This is a genomic window from Streptomyces sp. MK7 (assembly GCF_032658145.1).
Lineage (GTDB): Bacteria > Actinomycetota > Actinomycetes > Streptomycetales > Streptomycetaceae > Streptomyces > Streptomyces spiralis.
Map to the genome: position 1 here is coordinate 22,570 of NZ_JAVACL010000030.1, position 23,769 is coordinate 46,338.

Annotated in this window: 15 protein-coding genes and 1 pseudogene; 9 read left to right on the forward strand and 7 right to left on the reverse strand. The window is 70.4% G+C overall.

Going from position 1 to position 23,769, the window contains the following annotated elements; all coding sequences use genetic code 11:
* Positions 1–123: 123 nt before the first annotated feature.
* Together R2S09_RS27405 and R2S09_RS27410 are read left to right on the forward strand one after the other, a co-directional pair.
* On the forward strand, positions 124–1,299 hold the full coding sequence (locus tag R2S09_RS27405) for a glutathione-independent formaldehyde dehydrogenase (protein ID WP_316743883.1): 1,176 nt from the start codon (positions 124–126) through the stop codon (positions 1,297–1,299).
* Between the two features lie 316 nt (positions 1,300–1,615).
* On the forward strand, positions 1,616–3,790 hold the full coding sequence (locus R2S09_RS27410; RefSeq protein ID WP_316743963.1) for an FUSC family protein: 2,175 nt from the start codon (positions 1,616–1,618) through the stop codon (positions 3,788–3,790).
* Here the strand turns inward: R2S09_RS27410 and R2S09_RS27415 are convergent.
* Entirely contained in the window at positions 3,764–4,513 is a 750-nt protein-coding gene (locus R2S09_RS27415; protein ID WP_316743885.1) for a phosphate-starvation-inducible PsiE family protein, read from the reverse strand. The two genes, R2S09_RS27410 and R2S09_RS27415, sit on opposite strands and share 27 nt — an antisense overlap.
* 971 nt (positions 4,514–5,484) lie before the next feature.
* Here R2S09_RS27415 and R2S09_RS27420 point away from each other — a divergent pair.
* The 4 genes from R2S09_RS27420 to R2S09_RS27435 all read left to right on the forward strand — a co-directional run bounded on the left by R2S09_RS27420 (position 5,485) and on the right by R2S09_RS27435 (position 10,339).
* The gene (locus R2S09_RS27420) at positions 5,485–8,151 is read left to right on the forward strand and encodes a SpoIIE family protein phosphatase (protein ID WP_316743965.1); all 2,667 of its coding nucleotides are present in this window, start codon (positions 5,485–5,487) and stop codon (positions 8,149–8,151) included.
* A gap of 300 nt (positions 8,152–8,451) precedes the next feature.
* A complete protein-coding gene (locus R2S09_RS27425; protein WP_372337716.1) occupies positions 8,452–9,591 on the forward strand; it encodes an ABC transporter substrate-binding protein in 1,140 nt (379 codons plus the stop codon).
* Between the two features lie 11 nt (positions 9,592–9,602).
* Positions 9,603–9,890: a hypothetical protein gene (locus R2S09_RS27430; protein WP_316743887.1), complete on the forward strand. Its 288-nt coding sequence runs from the start codon at positions 9,603–9,605 to the stop codon at positions 9,888–9,890.
* 11 nt (positions 9,891–9,901) lie between these two features.
* A complete protein-coding gene (locus R2S09_RS27435) occupies positions 9,902–10,339 on the forward strand; it encodes a glutaredoxin domain-containing protein (protein WP_316743889.1) in 438 nt (145 codons plus the stop codon).
* A 166-nt stretch (positions 10,340–10,505) separates the two neighbouring features.
* Here R2S09_RS27435 and putP read toward each other — a convergent pair whose 3' ends face one another.
* The 6 genes and pseudogenes from putP to R2S09_RS27465 all read right to left on the reverse strand — a co-directional run bounded on the left by putP (position 10,506) and on the right by R2S09_RS27465 (position 19,626).
* Positions 10,506–14,090: a sodium/proline symporter PutP gene (putP, locus tag R2S09_RS27440; RefSeq protein WP_316743890.1), complete on the reverse strand. Its 3,585-nt coding sequence runs from the start codon at positions 14,088–14,090 to the stop codon at positions 10,506–10,508.
* 176 nt (positions 14,091–14,266) lie between these two features.
* On the reverse strand, positions 14,267–16,654 hold the full coding sequence (locus tag R2S09_RS27445; protein ID WP_316743892.1) for a SpoIIE family protein phosphatase: 2,388 nt from the start codon (positions 16,652–16,654) through the stop codon (positions 14,267–14,269).
* 361 nt (positions 16,655–17,015) lie between these two features.
* Positions 17,016–17,441, reverse strand: a complete 426-nt coding sequence (locus R2S09_RS27450) for a hypothetical protein (RefSeq protein WP_306188902.1) — start codon at positions 17,439–17,441, stop codon at positions 17,016–17,018.
* Between the two features lie 57 nt (positions 17,442–17,498).
* Entirely contained in the window at positions 17,499–17,867 is a 369-nt protein-coding gene (locus R2S09_RS27455; protein ID WP_306188904.1) for a protease inhibitor I42 family protein, read from the reverse strand.
* Between the two features lie 324 nt (positions 17,868–18,191).
* Positions 18,192–18,524: pseudogene (locus R2S09_RS27460) on the reverse strand (zinc ribbon domain-containing protein); the annotation flags it as partial.
* Positions 18,525–18,636: 112 nt separating this feature from the next.
* A complete protein-coding gene (locus R2S09_RS27465; RefSeq protein ID WP_399144784.1) occupies positions 18,637–19,626 on the reverse strand; it encodes a LysR family transcriptional regulator in 990 nt (329 codons plus the stop codon).
* 71 nt (positions 19,627–19,697) lie between these two features.
* Here R2S09_RS27465 and R2S09_RS27470 point away from each other — a divergent pair, with 71 nt between their 5' ends.
* The 3 genes from R2S09_RS27470 (at position 19,698) to R2S09_RS27480 (ending at position 23,758) form a co-directional block, all read left to right on the forward strand.
* Positions 19,698–20,849: a YeiH family protein gene (locus R2S09_RS27470; protein WP_306188908.1), complete on the forward strand. Its 1,152-nt coding sequence runs from the start codon at positions 19,698–19,700 to the stop codon at positions 20,847–20,849.
* A gap of 61 nt (positions 20,850–20,910) precedes the next feature.
* Positions 20,911–22,182 (forward strand): MalY/PatB family protein, encoded by a 1,272-nt coding sequence (locus R2S09_RS27475; protein WP_316743895.1) that lies wholly within the window; start codon positions 20,911–20,913, stop codon positions 22,180–22,182.
* Positions 22,183–22,456: 274 nt separating this feature from the next.
* Positions 22,457–23,758 (forward strand): phosphatase PAP2 family protein, encoded by a 1,302-nt coding sequence (locus R2S09_RS27480; RefSeq protein WP_316743966.1) that lies wholly within the window; start codon positions 22,457–22,459, stop codon positions 23,756–23,758.
* The last annotated feature ends 11 nt before the right edge of the window (positions 23,759–23,769 follow it).

Here is a 23,769-nt window from a genome sequence, read left to right on the forward strand (position 1 = left end):
AGCCGCGGGCCCCGTCGCAGCCCTTGCGAGAGTCAGGCTCTTTGCGCCCTCTCCATCACCGCCATGCCGCGACATCTGCGCCCTCTCCATCACCGCCATGCCGCGACATCAAGGGAAGCCATCATGAAAGCAGCGGTATACGAAGGACCGCGGACGGTCACAGTGAAGGACGTACCGGACGCGAAGATCGAACACCCCTGCGACATCATCGTCAAGATCACCACCACCAACATCTGCGGTTCGGACCTGCACATGTACGAGGGCCGTACCTCGTTCGAGTCCGGCCGCACCCTGGGACACGAGAACATGGGCCAGGTGGTGGAGGTCGGCTCGGCCGTCCGCAAGGTCCAGGTCGGCGAGTACGTGGTCCTGCCCTTCAACATCGCCTGCGGCTTCTGCAAGCAGTGCGAGCAGGGCCTGACCAATTACTGCCTGACCATGCAGCCGGAACCGGCCCTTGCGGGAGCGGCCTACGGATTCGCCGACATGGGTCCCTACCAGGGCGGCCAGGCGGAGCTGCTGCGCGTGCCCTACGGCGACTTCAACGCGCTGCGTCTGGGCGAGGACGCCGCCGAGCGGCAGGCCGACTACGTGATGCTCGCCGACATCTTCCCCACCGGCTATCACGCCACCGAGATGGCCCACGTCAAACCGGGCGACCAGACCATCGTCTTCGGGGCCGGTCCGGTCGGGCTGATGGCGACCTATTCCGCCCTCCTCAAGGGTGCCGGCCGCGTCTGGACGGCCGACCACCAGCCCGACCGGCTGCGCAAGGCGGAGGAGATCGGGGGCATCCCGATCAACACCGCCGAGCAGAACCCGGCGGAGGTCGTCAAGGAGGCCACCCTCGGTCTGGGCGCCGACAACGGCTGCGAATGCGTCGGCTACCAGGCACACGACCCGGAGGGACACGAGGACGCCAGCCTCACGCTCAACGGACTGATCGACTCGGTCAGGTTCACGGGCGACATCGGCGTGGTGGGCGTGTTCCTGCCCCAGGACCCCGGCGGCGCGGAGGCCCAAGGGGAGCTGGAAGCTCAGGGCAAGGTCCCGATCGACTTCGGCATGATGTGGTTCAAGGGCCAGCGCATGGGGACCGGGCAGGCGCCGGTGAAGAAGTACAACCGGGCGCTGCGGGATCTGATCGCCGGCGGGAAGGCGAAGCCGAGTTTCGTCGTCTCCCACGAGCTCAGCCTGGACGAGGCCCCCACTGCCTACGAGCACTTCGACGCCCGTGACGAGGGCTGGACCAAGGTGGTCCTGCATCCCAACGGACACGGGAACGGCCACAAGCGGTAAGAGACTCGGGCCGCCGTGCCCCCTGTTTCCCCCGGACTGGTCCGGGGGAAACAGGGGGGCGATCTGCCCGTCCGCCGGACGGTCCGGGGGCAATCGCCGCCGTCCGGCCGGACCTGAACCAACAGCGATTGCCCGCGCTCCGGCCCGGAGGACGGACGGCGGACGCTCAGCAGTGTCCGCAGTGGCAGCACCCCGTCCAGCGGTTGCGGCCGCCAGCCAGTTCGCGGACCGTGTGGGAGGCTTCCTTGCCCGACGGCTGCCGCACCTCAACCAGGCCGACGCGACCCGGCAGGGCGTTCCGGCCTGGCGGATACCCGTGACGTGGCTGCGGGCCTTCGGGGAGGTCGTGCGATCCGGGCTCACGATCGAGGAGACGCGGCTGGAGCCCTTGCTCGCGCTGCGCGCGGCCGCTGGGGTGGCGATCGCCATCGGGCCGGCGCTGTGGCTGATCTCCCCCGCGTATGCCGCGTCCGCCGCCCTCGGCGCCTACTCCGCGGGTGGGGCCACCTTCCAGCGCAGCTGGCGTCCACGCAAGGTGGTCGCGCTCGGCGCGGGCGCGGGTCTGGCGCTCAGCACCTTTGTGGGCTACTTGGCGGCGGGGCGACTCGTGACGTTCCTGCCGCTGCTGGCCGTATGGGCCTTTGCCGCGGGAATGGCGTGGGCCGTCGGATCGACCGCCGGGATCGTCGCAGCGACGACCGTGGGCAGCATGCTGGTGACCATCACCTTGCCCACGAGCGTCGGGCGAGCCCTGGAGCACGCCGCGGTCATCGCACTCGGGGGCGTGACGCAGGCCGTTCTGATCTTGCTGTTCCCGATCCGGCGTTGGGGAGCGCATCGTGACGCGCTCGCCGACGCCCTGGCCGCCGTGGCGGACTACGCCCGCCGGTTGCGGCACGACCCAACCGCCCCGTTCGACCCGGAGCCGTTGATGACGGCCCGGGACGCGGCTGCCGTGACGCCGTCACAGGCCCGCACCCGTCCCCCCGTCCTCCACGGCCCCCGGGGACTCGCCGAGCGCATTCGGCCGGTCGTCGCCGCGCTCGCCGACCCGGACGTCGGCGCCCCGGCGGAGGGACCCGGGCGGGACCGCGCGCGGGAGTTTCTAGACGCGGCCGCCGACGTCCTGGACGCGGCCGCCCGTTCGGTCCGTCGCGGCACTCCCGCCGAGGTGCGGCCCGAGAGCACGGACGTCCTGCGCGTCGACGAGGAGCACGAGGTGCTGGAGGGCCCCGCACGACAAGCCGCCGAGCGGCTCGTGGAACTGCTCGGCGAGGCGTTGGAGATCGCCGCGAGCGGCTGCGCGCGCGGGAGGACGCCCACGCCGCCCGGCCCCGCCGGCGCCGAGTTCCTGGTTCGCCCGACAATGCTCCGGCTGGTCCCGGTCGTCGTCCGGGCGGTACGCCGTGAGCTCCGCCCGGACTCGCCCGTGTTCCGGCACGCCGTCCGCCTGGCGGCGGTGGCCACGCTCGGCTATCTGATCGCCGCCCGGCTACCCCTGGGCCACGGCTACTGGGCGCCCATCGCCTCGGTGATGGTGATGCGGCCGGACTTCCACCGGACGTACGCGCGTGCGGTGGCCCGTCTCGCCGGGACCCTGGCGGGGGTCGCGCTCGCCACCGGCGTGGTGCGGGCCCTGGGCCCGGACGCCCATGTGTCCGGCGCGCTGGCGGTGGTCTCGGCGGGCCTGTCGTACACGCTGAACCGTACCGGCTACGCCTACTCCCAGTGCTTCACCGCCGCGTACGTCGTCTTCCTGCTCGGCATGGGCGGCCAGGCATGGGAGCAGACGGTCCCGGAGCGGGTGGTGCTCACCCTGCTCGGCGGGGCCCTGGCGATGCTGGCGTACGTGGTGTTCCCCGCATGGGAGACATCCCGGCTGCCGGGCCGGCTCGCGGACTGGCTCGCCGCCAACGGCCGCTACGCGGCCGCGGTGCTCCGCGACTACGCCGAACCGACCCGGGAGCATCACGCCGACATGCGCCGGGCACTGCTGGAGAGCAGGGAGGCACGTGCAGCCTGGCAGGAGGCATACGACCGCGCAAGGCAGGAACCGGTCCACCCCAGGGGTCTGACGTCGCGCGAGGCGCAGGAGGCGCAGGAGGCGCTCAAGCGGTTCGGCCGGGCGGCGATGCTCATGGAGAGCCGTGTACCGCGGGCCGAGAGCCGTTTCATCCCCGAGGCGGAGCGGTTCGCCGAGGCCCTCGAGGCGGACACCGAGCAGGCGGCAGTTGACGTGCGCGAGCACAGGAATCCGGACTGGGGGCGCGTGGAGGAGGCGCTCCACGCGTGGGAGGGCGCCGCCGGGGACCGGAGCCCGGTGGTGCGGCGCGGGGCGGAACTGCAGAAGCGTGCCTTGGAGGACCTCGCGACAGCCGTGAGCCGCACACCCCTGGAACGGGACGTCGGCTCTGCTCGCGAGGACCAGCGGGTGCGGGCGACCCTGGCTGCGGAAGGTGACGGATCAGGACCCGCGCACCGAGGTGGGTGACGGCGCCGGCGACGGGGAGCGCCGCGCCCCCTGGAGCGGGAAATAGTCTCCCGGCCGCGTCGAGCGCCGCCACACGTACGCCGCTGTCGCCATCACGAGGATCAGACCCGCCAGGATCAGCAGTTCGATTCCCTCGACGTTCCACCGGAAGGACTTCTCCGCCTCGGCCGTCACGATGAGCACCTTGCGGATGCCGGCAATCAGGCCGACGACGAGGAAAGGCTCCGCATCGAGGGTCTGGTTCCTGATGGTGAGGCGGACGGTGTGGAGCAGCTCGGCCACGATGAAGAGCACAAGGCTGTTGTCCAGGGCGGAGAGAACGACCGTCTCCTCGCGGTACGGCCCCTGGACCGACCTGATGACGTCGTGGATGACCCCAATGCTCAGGAGCGCCGCGAGCAGTACGAGGAGCGCCGCGACGACGAGGTGGATGCCGTCCTCGATGAGCTGCAGGAGGCCCTGTACCCGGCCGCCCTCAATCTTCGGGAGAATGGGTCGCACAGTCAGCATGCTAGGGGTGCCCCGGCCCGCGGGCGCGGCGTGCTGCCGAACGGGTGGACCGGCGGACCCCGATGGCGCCGTCTTCCTTTTCTCCGCGTAGATCTGCGTGAGGCGCTCGATCGTGTCGTACTGCGTGCCGTAGCCGGCCTTCTCACGCTGCCTGCCGAGAGCGGCGCGGAACCGGATCGTGTACGGGTCGGGCAACGGGACGGTCTCGAACAACCGCACTCCTTGAAGAACGACCCCATCCCACGGGCAAGCTGTCGAGCCACGCATCAAGCCTTCCGAACGGGCGCCGGACGGCACAGCAGGCCTCTGATAGCCGCATGTCGGCAACGCGGGACACCGCCCGGTCCAATGCTGACCTTTTGCTGACTCGGACGCCGCGATCAGAGCTCTGACCTTCAAAAACGCCCAAACGCTAGATCTTGGACTTGAACAGAGTACGCAGCATTCAGTGCTCCCGATTTTCGCTCCCTGCCTGCTTTGTGCAGGTCAAGGGCTGTTCTTTTAGCCTACAACGGCGCGCTCTTGCTCATGCGTCGGCCAGAAAGGCGGCTTAACGCCGGCCACTGGCCGATTTCGCTGACGCCGTGTCAGTCAATGACCGATGACTTCACATACCTGCTCTTCAACCCGACCGACGTCCGGGATCAGGGTATGAACCAGCACGCCGGTAGTGCATCGAGATCTCCGTCACGTGCCCGATGCCACGAACGGGGCGAATGCGAGCGCGCTCCGCACCGTTGTCGAGCGCCTTCCGCTGTATCGGACCGTGGGCTCGACGCTCGCCGGCTCAACCACCTGCCACTGGTACGGCGAAGATCGTCGCCGCATCGGTCGTGCACCATGCCGCCGCCCACCGCATGCCAACGGACCTTGGACCGCTCATCGGCTCGCTGAACATTTCCGGTGTCGCGGGGCTGCTGCCCGGACTCGTTTCGCTCCCGCGCGGACCGGTCCGTCACGGTCGCTTTCCGTCACGGTCGCTTCGTGGTCGGGCACTCAGAAACGATAGAAAGGAGAACATGAGTGATGCTTCTGGCCAATCCGGGCATGAGCGACGTGATGCGTCCTTGTGGACGCATCGGCCCGGTCGGCACCGTCGGAGGGGAGAGGCGGGGCGGTCGGGTTCGCTGCTGAGCGTGCACAGCCTCGCCGGCCAGGTGTTCCTGCTCCAGCTGGCGGTCGTGATGCTGCTCGTCGCCGCCGCACTGGTCGCGCTCGTGGTGCAGGCCCGACGCGATGTCATGACCGACGCCCGCCACCGGACGCTCACTGCTGCGCAGACCTTCGCGAACGCCCCGGGGATCGTTGCGGCACTGAACAGCGCGCACCCGACCGCGGTGCTGCAGCCGCACGCCGCGGCGGCCCGGAAGGCCGCAGGCGTCGACGCCGTCATCGTGTACGGGCTGAACGGAATCACCCTCGCCCACAGCGACCCGCATCAGATCGGGAAACGCATCATCGGGCCTTATGCCGCGGCGGCGAGCGGCAGGCCGTTCACGAGTACGTTCAAGGGCTCACTGGGGCTCTCCGTGATCTCGGCGGTTCCCGTCAGGGCTCCTGACGGCTCGGTCGTCGCCATCGTCTCCGTGCCCGTCAGGGTCGAGACGGTGCGGCACAGGGTGAACCAGCAACTGCCGGTCCTCTTCGGCGGCGCCGCCACGGCCCTTGTCGTCGCCGGGGGCGGGTCCGGCCTGGTGAGCCGACGACTGCGGCGGCAGACCCATGGCCTGGGGCCCACCGAGATGACCAGGATGTACGAGCACCACGACGCGGTGCTGCACGCAGTACGGGAAGGAGTGCTGATCGTCGGCGGTGACGGCCGGCTGCTGCTGGCCAACGACGAGGCACGACGGCTTCTGGGCCTGCCGGCGGACGCGGAGCGGCGACACATCACCGATCTGGGGCTCAATGAGGACCTCGCCGGGCTACTCTCCTCCGACCGCCCCGCCACCGACGAGGTGTACCTGGCGACCGAACGGCTGCTCGCGGTCAGCAAGCGGCTCACCGCACCTCACGGACCGGTCGGCAGCGTGGTGACGCTCCGGGACACCACCGATCTGCGGGCCCTCGCCGGCCGGGCGGAGGTGGCGCGCGAACGGTTGAAGTTGCTCTACGACGCCGGGCTGCGGATCGGCACCACGCTCGATGTGAAGCACACAGCCGAGGAGCTGGCCGAGGTGGCGGTGCCCCGGTTCGCCGACATCGTCACCGTCGAACTGCTGGACCCGGTGCTGCGCGGCGAGGAGTCCTCCGGTGCGACCGCCGGGATCACCGAATTGCGCCGGAGCGCCGTCGCCGGTCTCGACGCAGACCATCCCCTCCACCCCGTCCGCGAGCTGATCCGGTTCACCCCGGCCCACCCCATCTCCACGGCGATGGCCGAGGGCCGACCTGTCCTGGTCAGGGACCTGAGCGACTCCGACGGCTGGCGGGCCCAGCAACCCGAACGCGCCCGGCGGATCCTCGATCACGGCATCCACTCCATGCTCGTGGTTCCCTTGCGAGCCCGCGGCGTGCTGCTCGGAGTGGTGAGCTTCTGGCGCGCAAAGGGCTCCCCCTCGTTCGAGGATGAGGATGTGTCCTTCGCCAAGGAGTTGGCCGCCCGGGCGGCGATGGGCATCGACAACGCCCGCCGCTACACCCGCGAGCACGCCATGGCCGTCACCCTGCAGCACAGTCTGCTGCCACGCGCGCTGCCCGATCAGTCCGCCCTCGACGTGGCCTACCGCTACCTGCCCGCCCAGGCCGGGGTGGGCGGGGACTGGTTCGACGTCATCCCGTTGTCCGGTACCCGGGTGGCACTGGTCGTAGGCGATGTCGTCGGCCACGGTCTGCACGCCGCGGCGACCATGGGTCGACTACGCACCGCCGTGCACAACTTCGCCAGCCTGGACATGCCCGTGGAGGAGCTGCTGGGCCAGATGGACGAACTGGTGGCGCAGATCGACGCCGAGGAGGTCGCCGCCGCGGAGGACGGGCAGGGGATGATCACTGGGGCGACCTGCCAGTACGCCGTCTACGACCCCACCTCCGGGCGGCTGACTGTCGCCACCGCCGGCCATCCGGGACTGGCGGTGGTCCGGCCCGACGGGGCCGTCGACTTCCCTGTGCTACCCATCTCCCCGCTACTGGGACTCGGAGCCGGCCTTCCTGTCGAGACCGCCGAGCTCGTCGTGGCCGAGGGTTCCCGGCTGGTGCTGTACACCGACGGACTGATCGAGGACCGCACCCGAGACCTGGACGCCGGTCTGGAGGCCCTGCGCAATGCTCTGACAGGGCCGGGTCGCACGCCCGAGGCCACCTGCGCGGCGGTGATGGAGGCCATGCTGTCCGACCGGCCCAGGGATGACATCGCGCTGCTGGTGGCCCGCACCCGCCGGCTCGGACCAGAGCAGGTCGCCGAGTGGAACGTGCCCCGTGACCCGGCAGCGGTGGCCCCGGTGCGCACCGCCTGCACTCGTCGGCTGACGGAGTGGGGGCTGGAGCAGGTCGGGTTCACCGCCGAACTCATCCTCAGCGAGCTGATCACCAACGCCATCCGCTACGGTGCCGAGCCCATCGCCGTCCGGCTGCTCCGCACGGTGCCGACCACCAGCCCCGCCACGGGCACCCTGATCTTCGAGGTCTCCGACGGCAGCAGCACCTCGCCGCGGCTGCGCCGGGCGAAGGTCACCGACGAAGGCGGCCGCGGTCTCTTCCTGGTCGCCCGGTTCGCCGAACGCTGGGGGACCCGCTACACGCCCACTGGCAAAGTCATCTGGGCGGAACGGTCCCTCCACAACGGCGCCACGCCGGAGGCGGAAGGACTCGGCGAGATACTGCTCGACCAATGGGACGACACAGCACTGTGAGGTGAGCGTGTACCTCCCGTCCTTCATCCGTCGCGCACGTTGCCTGCCGGCATGGGTGCGAGTGGGACTCGGGGTGTACAGAAGCCGCGTGCAGCCGGGCAAGGACGCTGGTCGCAGACTTCCCGGGCGCCATTCCGCCGGCGAGGCGGCCGGGTACCCTGGCCTCGATGACCACTTCGTCGGCGCGGTGAATCCAAGGAGCCCGGGTGACGCAGCCGAAGGCCCGGCGGTCCGGACCCAGTGGTGCTGCCGGCAACCGGTCGAGGTGACCACCTCATTCCCTCGAGCCCGGGAGCAGTCGTGACTACACCGTGTGCCCGAGCGGCAGCGGTCCTCGGTTGCTTGGCTCTCGTGGCACTGGGCCTGAGCGCTTGCGAGAACACACCGACCGCCGGAGTCGTGGAACCGTCCGTGGCTACGTCCGCCGAGAACGCGGGCGGCATGCGCGCGCTGATCGCCGCGGCGAACAAGGAGGGCACGCTCAAAGCGATCGCGCTGCCGCGTGACTGGGCCAACTACGGCGGCCTGATGGACGGCTTCGAGAAGAAGTACGGCATCAAAGTCACGGTCGACGATCCGCGGGGCCACAGCCAGGACGAGATCGACACCATGAGGAAGAAAGGGAGCAGGCCCACAGCCCCCGACGTGATCGACGTGGGCGATACGTTTGCGCGGCGGGCGGCGCAGCAGAATCTGCTCGCGCAGTACAGGGTCGCCGCTTACGACTCGATCCCCGTCAGTCAGAAGGACGCGAAGGCCCGCTGGTACAACAACTACGGCGGCTACATCTCCATCGGCTGCGACGCCAACCGGGTCAAGCGCTGTCCGGAGACCTTCGCCGATCTGCTCAAACCCGATTACAGGGGTGAGGTCGCGCTCGAGGGCGACCCGACCCGGTCGGCCACCGCCTTCGACAGCGTGTACGCGGCCGCGCTGGCGAACAACGGGTCGTTCGAGGACATTCAGCCCGGCCTCGACTTCTTCGCCGAACTCAGGAAGATCGGCAACTTCAATCCCCTCAATTCCAACACGGCAACGGTCCAGGACGGCCGGACCCCCATCAGCATCAACTGGGACTACATCAACCTCCACTACGCCGACCAGCTCCGCGACAAGGGTGTGAACTGGCAGGTCGCGATCCCCTTCGACGGCAGCTTCGCCCAGTATTTCGCGCTGGCGATCAACAAGAACGCCCCGCACCCGGCGGCTGCCCGGCTGTGGCAGGAGTACCTCTTCAGCCCAGAGGGCCAGAACCTTCGGCTGCGCGCCTATGCCCGCCCGGTGCTCATCGACGCCATGAGACAGGACGGCACCCTCGACAAGGCCGCCGCCGCACGACTGCCGACGGTTGAAGGAACACCGCACTTCCCGACGGACACGCAACTGGAGAAGGCGAGAGAGACGGTCACCCGCGGCTGGGCGAAGGACGTCACCCGCTAGGTGTACTGATCATGCTGATTGCCGCGCAGCAGGTCCCGGGACGGGTCGCAGGTCAGCAACACAGGACACCATCCGGCCTCATGCACACTGACCTGTTGTCGACTTTCCTGACGGCGCGCCAGGCGCATGGGCAGACCTGTGACGTGCATCCGCCCGACCTCACGATTGCGCAAGCGGCACACCGTGATGAGTTGACCGGCCCCGTGCATGTGCCACTCGTCTCGGAAGCGCCCGACGATCACTGGTCTGAACGCCTGAAGATGCGGGTCTGGTTCGAGCGGCTTCTTGCGCAGCGATAGTCTGCGGCACCATGACGCGCGCTTGGATCCTGCCCCTGACGCTCGTGCTGTGCGGCTCAGCCGCTGCGACCGGGCTGGTCCTCGCGAAGGAATCCGGCTCAGCCTTGGTATTCCTGCTGGTGTGCGTGACGCTCGCCGTTGTGAACTCCCCTCTGATCTTCCCGAGGTCGATCAGTGCGGTGGAGGCACAACGCCGCAGCACGGTCGACGGCCGGCCGGTCGTCTACTGGCGGCCGGGCTGCGCGTACTGCCTGCGGCTGCGGATGCGGTTGGGCCGCAGTGCTCACCGGTTGCACTGGGTCGACATCTGGCGGGACCCGGCCGGGGCGGCAGCGGTGCGGGCGGCCAACGACGGCAACGAGACCGTGCCGACCGTCGTGGTGGGAGGTCAGCCCCACACCAACCCCGATCCCGTGTGGGTGCGCGAACAGCTCTCTCCCGGCCCCTGACCAAGGTGTCGCCCTGCCGGAGAGCCGCCCACGAGCCAGGAAGATCGTTCACCTGGTTCCGGGACACGACCGGGTTCGCGCCGACCCGGTGCCATTTTCAGAAGGCCAGCCATGGACGCCGAGCACGCCGGTCGCATCCCTTGCCCATCTCTCCGCCGTCGCCCGGCTAGCCGATCGCGTCAGCCGCAATGACCTGCTCCGCCCAGATGATCTTGCCGGTCTTCGTGTACCGAGTGCCCCACCGGCGAGCCATTTGGGCAACGATGAGCAGGCCCCGTCCGCCCTCGTCGGTGGTCCGCGCGTGACGCAGGCGGGGCGAGGTGCTGCTGGCGTCGGAGACTTCGCAGATCAGGCCGCGGTCCCGGATAAGGCGCAGGCAGACCGGTCCGGCCGCATGGCGGATCGCGTTGGTCACCAGTTCACTGACGATGAGTTCCGTGGTGAACGTCAGATCGGGGATGCCCCACTCCGTCAGCTTCTGAGCCGCGAGGTCGCGGGCGTGCGCGACGGCAGCCGGGTCGGCGGGAAGGCCCCAGGAGGCGACGCGGTCCGGGGCCAGGACACGGGTACGGGCGAGGAGCAGGGCCGCGTCGTCGGCGGGCGGGCCCGTCAGCAGGCTGTCGATCACTCGTTGGCCGGTCTCGGCCAGGGTGGGCAGGGGTGCCGCGAGGGCATCGCCCAGCCGGGAGAGTCCGACGTCGATGTCGCGGTCGACGGACTCGATGAGACCGTCGGTGTAGAGGGCGATGAGGCTGCCGTCCTCCAGTTCGGTCTCGATGGACTCGAAGGGGAGGTAGCCGAGGCCGAGCGGGGGTCCGGCGGGCAGGTCCAGGATGTCGGCGGCGCCGTCGGGAGCGACGATCATCGGGGGGAGGTGACCGGCTCGGGCCATGGTGCACAGCCTGCTGACCGGGTCGTAGACGGCGTACAGGCAGGTGGCGCCCAGGAACGCGGTGCCCGTCGCCTCGCCCTCGGCCGCCGGCGGTGTGTCGATGTCGTGCGCTCCCATGAGGCCGATGACCAGATCGTCCAGATGGGCCAGCAGTTCGTCCGGGGAGAGGTCGAGGTTGGCGAGCGTGCGTACCGCGACGCGCAGGCGCCCCATGGTCGCCGCCGCGTTGATGCCGTGCCCGGCCACGTCCCCGACGACCAGGGCGACCCGTGCTCCGGAGAGCGGGATCACGTCGAACCAGTCGCCGCCCACACCGCTGGGGGCATCCGCCGGCAGGTACCACGAGGCCACCGCCAGAGCGGACCCTCCCGTCAGGTCCTGCGGCAACAGGTAGCGCTGCATGGAACGGGCCGCCGTGCGCTCACGGGTGAAACGGCGTGCGTTGTCGATGCACACCGCCGCACGGGAGACGAGCTCCTCGGCGAGGCGGACGTCGTCGTCCTCGAAGGGGCCGAGCCGCCGTGCGCGGGCGAACGTCGCCGCACCCAGGGTGACGCCGCGCGCCCGCACGGGGACCACCATGACCGAGCGGAGGTCGTACTCGAGGAACGAAGCGCCCAGCGTCTCGTCGACGGTCACCCACGGGCTGCTTTTCGGGTCCAGGACCCGTTCGACCAGGGTCCTGCTCTCCAGCAGACAGCGGGTCACGGGCGAGGCGGACGCACGTCGGACTGTCTCCCCCACGGCCAGTGACGCCTCGGGGCAGCCCTCACGGACCGACTGCTGGGCCGCTCGGCGGATGACGGGCGCCATGCCGACCGGCCCGGGTGCCGGTTCCTCGCCCCTCATGACCGAGTCCAGCAGGTCGACGGCGACGAAGTCGGCGACGGCCGGCACCGCGTCGTCGGCCAGTTCCTGGGCGGTCCGCGTCACGTCCAGGGTGCTGCCGATGTGCGCGGCGGCGTCGTTGAGCAGGGCCAGGCGTTCCTGGGCCCGCCAGCGTTCGGTGACGTCGATGATCATGTACCAGATGCCGACGTTCCGGTCGTGGCGGTCCTTCATCGCGAAGAAGGAGGCGGAGATCGCGCGGCCTCGGTCGTGCACCGTGTAGCCGGCACCGCGGTACTCGTAGTCCATCACCGGCGCCCCGGTCCGAAGAACTTCGCGCATCTTCTCCTCGAAGGCATCGGCCTCGGCTTGCGGCAGGATCTCCGCCATCCGCCGCCCCAGCCGTCGTTCGAGGGGGATCTGGCGGTCCAGTGGCTCGTTCACCCAGACGTACCGCAGATCCGTGTCGAGGACGGCGATGCCGACCGGTGCGTGGCTGAGGAAGGGGGTGAGCATCAGCTGGCTCACACCGCCGCCCGGCATCCGCCAGAAGGCCCGTTTCGGGGGCCGGCCGACGAACCTGCCGAAGATCAGGGCCGCGACCGTGGCGGCCAGGACGCCCGGAATCATCTCGTAGATGCCCGACCAGAAGGGGCCGTGCAGCGGTTTGATCACACGCCACAGAAGCACCGTGGTCGCGCCGGACACGATCCCGGCCATGGCCCCTGCCCAGGTCATGCGGGGCCAGTAGAGCGACAGCAGGACGACCGGGCCGAAGGCGGCGCCGAAGCCCGCCCAGGCGTAGCCCACGATGCCCAGCAGCCCGCCGCCCCTGAGCGCGATCAGGGAGGCCACCAGCGTCACGGCGACGACGGCGGCGCGCCCGATCCACACCAGCGCCCGGTCCGGGGCGCGCCGCTTGAGGAACGCGTGGTAGAAGTCCTCCGTGAGGGCGACGGACGACACAAGGAGCTGACTGTCCGCGGTCGAGATGATCGCGGCGAGCACCGCGATCAGCATCAGACCGGCGCCCCACGGACTGAACAGCGTCCGGCTCAGAGTGATGTACACCGTCTGCGGGTCGTGGAGCGGTGTGCCGAACTGCGCGATGCCCAGCAGACCGACGAGCGTGGCACCGGCCAGCACCACGACCACCCACCCGGTCTCGATACGGCGGGCCGCGGGGACGGCATCGGTGCTGCGGATGCCCATGAAGCGGGCCAGGATGTGCGGCTGCCCGAAGTAGCCGAGGCCCCAGGAGAGCAACGAGGCGATCGCGACGGCGCCGAGCGATCCACCGCCTCCCGACCACCGCCCGTTCACGAAGTCGACCTTGGCACCCATGTCCAACAGGCTCGGCGTCCTGGTGTTGAGGGAGTCACTGAGCGCACCGAAGCCGCCGAGTGCCGCGATACCGACGACGGGGAGCACGAGCAGGGCGAGGAACATCAGCATGGCCTGCATGACGTGCGTCAGGCTCACGGCCAGGAAGCCGCCCAGGCATGAGTAGACGACGATCACCAGGGCGGTCACGGCCACCCCGAACCTGAACCCGGCACCGAAGATGTGCCCGAAGAGCAGCCCGCCGGCCACCAGTCCACTGGCGACGTACACGGTGAAGAACACAAGGGTCACCGCCGCCGAGACCATCCGGAGCATCCGTGTGCGGTCCTCGAACCGCTCCTCCAGGTAGGCCGACAGGCTCACCGCGTTCCCGGCGCGTTCGGTGTAGGTGCGCAGCCTCGGCGCCACGAACAACCAGTTGAAATACGTACCGAGCACCAGGCCGACCGCAATCCAGCTGCCACCGAGACCGGCCGCGTACACCGCTCCGGGGAAGGCGAGGAACAGCCAGCCGGACATGTCGCTGGCCCCTGCGGACAGTGCGGCGACGAACGCGGGGAGTCTGCGGCCGCCCAGGGCGAAGTCGGCGAAGGTGTGCGTGCGGCGGTAGGCCCAGACACCTGTTCCGATCATGACGGCCACGTACACGAGGAACGTGGCCACGATCGGCGCACTCAAGTCGGACATACTGCCTCGCCTGCGAGGTTCATGAGCACGGGCCTACAACCGCACGACTGACAGTCGTGATCCCTACTGCACAAAGGTACAGATTCCGGTCGTCGTCGGCGGCCGGTGCCGCAAGCGCCGGTGCCTGCACGGGCACTGCGTCGGGCCGAGGCCGAAGAAGACCGCCATCGCGGCGATCAGGCACGAACGTCTTCCCCCTTCGGCATGGGCAGCCCGATCAGGAGCAGTGTCACGTCATCGTCGTGCGTGGCCGTGTCCGGCAGGAGAGTCTTGATCAGCAGGTCGGCGGTCTCGTCAAGGCTCTCCTGATCTGCGGGTACTCCTTTCAGCGCCAGGTCGAGCGTGCGCGCGAGGATGTCGATCTGGGTCTCGATGTCGGTGCCGGGCCTTTCGACCAGTCCGTCGGTGTAGACGGCCAACGTGGAGCCCGGTGGTACCGGTTGGGTCGCCTGCCGGAACGGCACCCCTGCGCCGCACCGATCGTTGACGCCCAGCGGTACCCCGACCGGCGCCTGGAGCACTCGGGCGGGCCCTTCGGGGGGCAGGGCGATCACCGGAAGGTGTCCCGCCGAGCAGACGGTGACCTCGTGGGTGCTCTGGTCCACCACCAAGTAGACGCAGGTCACGAGCTGGTCCGCCAGGTCGGCCACGAACGCGTCCAGCCCGGTCATCAGCCGGCTCGGCGGTACGTCTGTGCGGGCCAGTGCGTGGGAGGCCGCGCGCATCTGCCCCATGACGGCCGCCGCCTCCAGGCCGCGACCCATCACATCACCCACGACGATGCCGGTGCGGTGAACGTCCAGCGGAATGATGTCGAACCAGTCGCCGCCCACTCCGGGGTCCTGGACGGACGCCAGGTACCGGTGGGCGGCGGGCAGATACGGCAGGGAGCAAGGCTCGCCCATGAGGCTGCGTTGCAGGGTGTAGGCGATACGCCGGTGCTCCTCGTAGCGCTCGGCGCGCTCGGCCTCGGCGTGTCTGCGTTCGGTGATGTCCCGCACGGTCAGGAACACCTGCGTCTCCTCTTCCGCCTGGAGGGCGCTCACGCTCACTTCCACGGGGAACTCACTGCCGTTGCCGCGCAGCCCGTACAGTCCCTCGTCCAGGACGATCGGCTTCGGATCCACCTGGCGCAGGTAGGCACGCAGAAGCTTGCCGTGCCTACGACGCCGCGGGGCGGGCACCAGGTCGACGACCGGGGTGCCCACGAGGTCGGCCGGCGAACGTCCGAACAACTTCTGCACCTGCGCGTTGGCCATGACGATGACGCCTTGGCCGTCCGTGATCAGCAGGGCGTCGGGGGCCGATTCCAGCAGCGCGAGGAAGCGCCGGTCGGCCCGCCGCACTTCGCGCTGGGCCGCGACCCGGTCGGTGATGTCGGTGATCACACCGCATACGGCGTAGGGAGTGCCGGAAGCAGTCTTGAGCGGGAACAGGCTGGTGAGGAAGTCCCGCGACCCCCCAGGCAGGGCGATCAGCTCCTCGTGCTGCGTGGGAGCGCCCTCGGCGAGCATGGCGAGGTCGGCGGCGCGCGCCTGACGCGCGAGGTCGGGCGGCATGACATCCCGGTCACGCCGGCCGATCACCCGTTCGCGGGACAGGCCCAGGCTCTTCTCGAAGGTCGTGTTGACCGCCAGGAAGCGGCCGTCCAGGTCCTTGATGAACACCACGGCGGGCGTGTGGTCCATGAACGCCTGCAGCAGTTCGTTCTGCCGCACCTGCCATTCGGCACGCGCATGTGCCAACTCGACACGGCGGCCCACGACCAACGTCGCGAAGACGACCGTGGTGAACACGGCCACGTGCCCGCACACCAGCAGCGCGGTACCCAGCCGTGTTCCGAACCACCCCGCCTCCTCACCGGCCAGGACGAGCTCACCCAGCAGCGGCGGAACCACCAGGACAGTGGCGAGCAGCCGGCGCCCCAGGGCTCCCGTGGTGCCCGCGTTCATCAGCAAACCGGCAGGACCGCGTTCCGGCCGGGCGAGGAAGGCGGCGATGCCCAGCAGCACCAGAGCCATCCCGGTGTACAAGGCCATCCCCTTGTACGCACCGAACCGCTCGAGTTCGGGCACGGCGTACGCGAACCCGTAAAGCCGCAGCGTTCCCAGGGCGAGGACGGCCAGGCCCGGGACCTGGCTCGTCCATGCGGGCAGACGGGACGCGCTCGCGCACAGGGCTGCCACGCCCCCCACCATCAGTGCGGCAGCTGTATTCGGTGCCATCCGGCCGGGCGCCTCTGACGCCATCCGGGCGATGTCGTCCTTGAAGAGGAGTTCATCGATGCCCAGGGCCGCCCCGGTGACGTACTCCACGGCGGTGAGTCCACCGATCACAAGGGCCAGCGCCCCGGCCGCGCGCACCACGACGGTCACCCACGGGGTGACCCGGCCGTGAGCCACCAGAAACAGGGAGACACCCAGCGACAGCAGAGCCACGGCCGTGTTCGCGTTCATGGCCGCGTCGCCACCGGGCACTCGTCTGAGGATCTCGATGCCGAAGATCCAGCCGGAGAGACCCGACGCCGCCAGCACAGCAGCCAGCAGGGCGGCACCCTGAGCCACAACGCGGGCAGCATCCAGGGCGGACTGCTGGTACGGCAAGTCCGCGGCCTGCCCTGCTCCGAGTGCGCCAGGCAACCCGGCCGCCTGCTCTTTCGCCACCGAACACTCGCCCATGTGGACAAACAACGCAATCTGCTCTCATACCCTAAGCAATTTGCACCCCCGGTGCCCTGGTCGAACGTCCCCGTCCATGCCTGATCGCGCTGGGGTCCTCGCACCGCATTCAGGTCAGGGTGTGGGATCACCGGAGGCTGCCTGTCGTCACCGTCCCCGCGAAGGCGACGGTGGCGCTCGCTACCGCATCGGTGCCGCGACGACGCTCGGCGGCCCGGAGTTCCCGTACTCGGATCGGCCGTTCGGATCACATGCTCCGGCCCCGCGCCCGGGCCAGCTGCCTCAGTTCGATGATGGTCGCGACGGCACGCAGCCAGGTGGCCGCGGTGTCGTCGGCGGCGATCCCGCCCACGAGTTCGGTGCCGGCCCGCAGCCACTCCCGTACGAGAACGGCCGCCTCCCGGCGAGGCAGGGGCTCGGGCAGCTCCGCGGCGCGGGCGAGTCCGCCGGCCCGCACCGTGTCGGCGAGGAAGGCGACCGAGCGTGGCTCGGTGCCGAGGCGGTCGAGGATGGTGGCTGCGGCCGCGGCACCGTCGCCGAACAGGGCGGTGCGCCGGGGGCCGGGCTCGGCGGTGAGGCCGTAACGCAGCAGGACCGTGATGTCGAGCCGGGCCAGCTCGTCGTCCGTGCGGTCCGGCGGGTACGGAGCGTCGTCGGGGGCGTCGTCGTTCATCGCGGGGCATCGGCTGTCTCGTCGCATCTGACTGGTCCGCAGCGGCTCAGCCGACGGTCACGGTGCAGGTGATGCGCTCGGGGACCTGGGAGGGAGTGGCCGCCCCCGTGGCCGGGGTGGCGGAGGGTCCCGTCGTCCGGGGGGCCGGGTGGAGGTGTTGCCCTGGCACGTGGTGAACGTGCAGTGCGGCAGCGTGAACCGGGTGGTCCCCTTGCCCTTGGCCTCGAAGGTGAAGGTGAGCCGGCCGCCGGCACCGGGCTCCGGCTCGTCACCGGAGTCCGGCGCATAGTCCTGGCCGCGGCTGACCAGGACCGAGCTGTCGGGCTTCGTGGCGACCAGGTACCAGTACTCGCGGGTGGAGGCGTTCTGGTCCACGGTGAGCGTGAAGCGCTCGCCCGGCTCGGCGGTGATGCTGGTGTCCTTCACCGGACGGCTCCTCGGGTGGCTCGCGGTGCTCGTGGAACCGCCGGCCGGTTCGCCGGTGCCCGAGCCGCAGCCCGTGGCGAGAGCGAGGAGCGCGGCTGCCGCGACCGCGGCACCGCCCCCGCTACCGCGGAAGATAGACGCTGTACGCATTGGGGAGATCACTGTTGGAAGCCTTGCCCATGTGGCCGTTGATGAAGTCGTCCTCGCTGACCCAGGTGGTCGAGCCCCAGGGGTTGTACACGTCAACTTGACCCGGCCCTGAAGGACCGTGCTTGGAGGTAGCGCCCAACTGGCTGCTGGGTTGGCTCCTCCGTCCAGACACCCCTATGGGATGGCAGGGACACGTGACTCACGCCCCGCATTCCACACGGTCTCGCCACGGGTGGCGATGTTGTGGGAAGCATTCCGGTCGGCGTGGGCAACGACCCCGCACCCCCGGCAGATGAAAAGCCCCTGGTCGACACGGTTGCGCTTGTCGACATGGCCGCACTCGGCGCACGTCTGCGACGTGTACGCGGGATCAACGAAGACCAGGGGTACGCCTGCCCGCTTGGCCTTGTAGACGATGAAGTCTCCGAGGTGGGCAAAGGCCCAGGAGTGGAGTGCGACCCGTTGGGGCTTGCGAAGCCGTACCCTCTGCCGGACTCCCTTGAGTTCCTACTTCGCCGCGTCCTGCGGCGACGCACCGCTGGCGATCATCAAAGAGTACATCGAGAACCAGAAGCGTCCCGGCTGAGGCCAACAGTGCGGACCCGTGCTCCCGTGCACCCTACCCGCGGCCGGGCCGTTCGGCGGCGACTGCCCGGCGGGCCACCGTGACCAGTTCCGCCGCCGGGCCCACCAGGCGCCGCCCGGTCGGCCATACCGCGCGCAGGTCACGCGTGAGGTCGACGCCCGCGACGTCCACGCCGATCAGCCGGCCCTCGGCGATGTCCCCGCGGACGGCCAGCTCGCTGAGGACGGACGGCCCGGTGCCGGCGATCACCGCGCCGCGCACGGCGGCCGTCGAGCCGAGCTCCACCAGGGGCCGGACCCGTTCACAGCCGGCCAGGTACAGGGCGCGGTCCAGGGTCTGCCGCGTGCCGGAACCGCTCTCCCGCAGGACCAGAGGCGCACGGGACAGTTCTCGCGCCGACAGCGGCTCGCGGCGCCGCGCCCACGGGTGAGCGGGGTCGACCACGACGACGAGCCGGTCCTCGGCCACCTGCCGGGTGGACATCACGCGGGACAGGCGCGGCCCCTCGATGAACCCGATGTCGGCCTCGCCGGACTCGACCAGCTCGGGCACGTGCTCGCTGTTGGTCACCTGCAATCCGACGTACAGCTCCGGCCGGCGGGCGCGCAGCTCGCTGATCCAGACCGGCAGCAGGTACTCCGCGATGGTCAGGCTCGCCGCGACGCGCAGTTCGGCCTCCCGCCGGTCACGCAGCCTGCCCGCCCCGGCGAGCAGCTCGTCCAGCTCGTCCAGGACCCGCCGGGCGTGTCCGGCGACGATCTGTCCGGCCAGCGTCGGCCGGGAGCCGCGGCGGGTCCGGTCCACCAGCACCAGTCCCAGCCCGCGTTCCAGCGTGGATAGCCGGCGGCTGGCGGACGGCTGGGAGATCCGCAGCCGCTCGGCCGCCCGCCCCAGGCTGCCCAGGTCGGCCACCAGGACGAGGAGCCGCAGCGACTCGAGGTCGGGCGTGCGCAAGGGGAGGGGAAAGGTCCGGGGATCCGGCGCGGGGGAGTCTGTCACAGTCCCAGCGTATGGCTCAGTCATACGTCTGCGCTATGAGCTGGTGATCGATGAGGGGGTACAGGGCCGGCACGGCGCCGACCAGAGTGGTGATCATGAAGGACGCCAGCCTGTCCCCGTCAGGGACCACCGCCCGGCCGCCCCGCCCTGCCGTCGCCCGCGGGCCCGGGGCCGCGCTCTCCGCCCGGTTCCCCGGTGTTGCCGGCCGCCTCTCCGGCGTTGCCGTCCGGCTCCCCGGGCTGGCCCTGGCCGTGGGCGTCGCCCTGGCCGCGACCGCACTGGGCCGGCTGGTCCCCGTCGTCGGCGGGCCGGTGAGCGGCATCGTGCTCGGGGTGCTGGTGGCGGTCGCGGTGCGGCCGGGGGATCGGATGCGGCCGGGCATCGCCTTCGCCGGGCGCGGAGTTCTCCAGGCCGCGGTGGTGGTCCTGGGCGCGCAACTGTCCCTGGGCCAGGTGCTCCGGGTCGGTGCCGGCTCGCTGCCGGTGATGATCGTGACCCTTGCGGTCTGCCTGGCGTCGGCGTACTGGATCGGACGGCGCCTGGGTGTCGCGCGTGACCTGCGCACCCTGATCGGCGTGGGCACCGGCATCTGCGGCGCCTCCGCGATCGCCGCGGTCACGCCGGTCATCGGCGCGGCCGAGGCGGAGGTGGCCTACGCCGTCTCCACGATCTTCGTCTTCAACGTCGCCGCGGTGCTGACCTTCCCCGTCCTCGGGCATCTGCTGGGCATGGGCCAGCACACCTTCGGCCTGTTCGCCGGCACCGCGGTCAACGACATGTCGTCGGTGGTCGCCGCCGCCACCACCTACGGCGGCCCGGCGGCCGACTACGCGGTGGTGGTCAAGCTGGCCCGGACGCTGCTGATCATCCCGATCTGCCTGGGCCTCGCCGCCCTCGCCCGCCGCCGCGCACGGACGGACAACGCGCAGGCCGCCGACGGCGCGGCAGGTTCCGGGCGGAGCCTGCCCGGCCCGGTGCGCGTCGGCCGGCTCGTGCCGTGGTTCCTGACCGGCTTCCTCGCCCTGGCGGCCGCGAACACCGCGGGTCTCGTCCCGTCCGCCGCCCACGGCCCGCTCGGCACGCTCGCCGTCCTCCTCATCACCGTCGCCCTGTCCGCGATCGGCCTGTCCACCGAACCCTCCAGGCTGCGCCGGACCGGCCCCGCACCGCTGCTGCTCGGGGGGTGCCTGTGGCTGGTCGTGTCCGCCACCAGCCTGGCGCTGCAGTTCCTGACCCGGTACCTGTGACCGTCGCACCGTCGGTTCCGGACCCTTGCGTCGAGATCGGGATGGGGGTCCAATGCTGAAGATGACTGCCGTGGGTGGGCGCGGCTCCGCGGACGCGGGCGCCGGGGCCGAAGAGTGTGCGAACCCTCTGGAAGAACTGTCGCTGGAACAGCTGCGGCGGCGCGGGAGCATGAAGTGGCGCACGCATCCGGCGGACGTCCTGCCCCTGTGGGTGGCGGAGATGGATGTCCCGCTGGCACCGGCGGTCGCCGACGCGCTGCGCGAAGCCGTCGACACCGGTGACACCGGATATCCCGTCGGTACCGAGTTCGCCGAGTCGCTGGCCGGCTTCGCCGCGCGGCGCTGGAAGTGGGACGGGGTGGCGATCGACCGCACCGCCGTGGTCCCGGACGTGATGACGGGTGCGGTCCAGGTGCTGAGGCTGGTCACCGAGCCCGGGGATCCGGTGATCGTCAACTCTCCGGTGTACGCGCCCTTCTACGCCTTCGTCGCCCATGACGACCGCCGGATCGTCGAAGCGCCCCTCGGGCCGGACCTCCGGATCAGCCTGGAAACGCTCGAGGAGACGTTCCGGCGCGCCCGGGAGCGCAGCGGCAGGGGCGGGATCGCGTATCTGCTCAGCAATCCGCACAACCCGACCGGCACGGTCCACACCTTGGCGGAGCTCACCGCCGTGGCGGCGCTGGCCCGGCGGTACGGGGTCCGTGTGGTCGCCGACGAGATCCATGCCCCGCTCGTACTGCCGGGCGCCACGTTCACTCCCTATGTGAGCGTGCCCGGGGCCGAGGACGCCTTCTCGCTGATGTCGGCGACCAAGGGCTGGAACCTCGCCGGCATCAAGGCCGCGCTCGCCCTCGCGGGGCCCGAGGCGGCCGGCGACCTGGGCCGGATGCCCGAGGAGGTGCAGCACGGCGCCAGCTATCTGGGCGTGATCGCCCACACGGCGGCCTACCGCCACGGGGACCGGTGGCTCGACGCGCTGCTGGCGGGGCTCGACGCGAACCGGGACCTGCTGGGGCGGCTGGTCGCCGAGCACCTGCCCGGGGTCGGTTACGCGCGGCCGGAGGGGACCTATCTGGCCTGGCTCGACTGCCGGTCCCTCGGCCTCGCCCCGGAAGAGGGCACCGACGACCTCGCGGTGGTCACGGACCTGGCCGGCCCGGCACGGATGTTCCTCGAGCACGCCGGGGTGGCCCTGTCCTCCGGGCACATCTTCGGAACGGGAGGAGCGGGGCACGTCCGCCTGAACTTCGCGACCTCCCGCGCCGTCCTCGCCGAGGCGGTCGCCCGGATGGGACGCGCCGCCGCCTTCCACGCGCGCCAGGTGCGTTGATCGCGAGCGGCTCGGTCGGAGGCCCGGGCCGCGGCTCCCGGCATCAAGGGGGCCGAAGCCGTGAAACCGGCACACCATACCGTTAACATGTTCGAACCCGTGATGATCGCTTACCGCCCGTTCTTCACCGGTACATCACGTCGTCCGGCATAATTCATATCCTTTTGTCCGCCGCCTAACCGAATGAGTCGAACAATTGGAAAACAGGCAAAAACGAATATCCTCGCGAAGAGACAACGGCTCTGAGCTCTCCGCCTGGGGCCGGCCGCGAGTGATGCTCTGGGGGGCGGCGGGTGTGGCGGTCGCCGGGTTCCTCATCGCGCTGGAATATGCCGCACGCCGCTACGGCCTGCCGGGGCCGATCACCAATCTGACGCGAGAGGTGATATTCGCACCGCATTCGGGGCCCCTGCTGTACGCCGGCCTGGCGTTGATGATGGTGGTGCTCACCTGGCGGCAGCGGCTCGTCTCGGCCGGTGTCGCGATCGGCGTCGACGTGGTCTTCCTGCTCGTGCGGTGGGCCGTCGGCGCCGGCATGAGCTTCGGCAACGGCGCGCTGTGGGTGGTCCTCGGCTGGGCGGTCATCGCCGTCACGCGCCGTACCGGCCGGGAGCGGGTGCTGCTGCTGAAGGGCGTCGGGCTGGGCATGCTGCTGGTGGCCGGCCACAAGACGGGCGACACCTGGCTGCTGATCACCTCGAAGACCCGCCCGACGGTGCTCGACCCGTACGTGGCCACCGCCGATCACGCCCTGGGCGACCCGTCGTGGCTGGTCGGGCAGCTCGTCGACGCCACCGGTCCGGTCGGCGCGCAGGTCCTCCACCTCGTCTACGGTCAGCTCCCGCTGGCGGCGGCCCTCGTCGCCCTGTACCAACTGCGCCACGTGGCCCGCGACCGCGGCTTCCCGGGCCACCATCTGGTGCGCACCTTCCTGGTGATCGGCCTGCTCGGGCCGGCCATCTACATGATCTTCCCGGTCGTCGGACCGGTCTTCGCCTACGGCACCGGCGCGTTCGGCACCGGCGGCGGCCACTGGGCACTGGCCGACCTGTGGCCGGACACCGTGCCGCCGATCAGCACCCCGCACGCGATGTCGTTCGACGAGATCACCCCGCGCAACTGCATGCCCAGCCTGCACACGGCCTGGGCCACCACGCTCTTCGTCCACTCCCGCAAGGGCTCACGGGCCATGCGCTTCGCCGGCACGTTCTGGCTGGCCGCCACCGTCACCGCGACGCTGGGCTTCGGCTACCACTACGGCGCCGACGTCATCGCCGGCGTGGTGTTCGCGCTCACGATCGAGGCGGCGATGCGCTCGTTCGCCCGCGGCTGGGACCGGTCGAGCGTCCAGCTGGTCGGCTACGGCACGGCCGTCTTCACCGTGCTCCTGGTGTCGTACCGCTATCTGCCGGAGCGGATGGCCGACCATCCCTGGGTGTCCGGACCCCTGCTCCTCCTGGCGACGGCCTCGGTGATCTCCGCATACGTACGGACCACCAAGTCGTGGGACCCGAAGGCCGCACCGACGCCGCAACCGGAGCCGCAGTCCGCGGAACCGCAGCCCGGCCTCGTGTGAGTCGCGGCGGC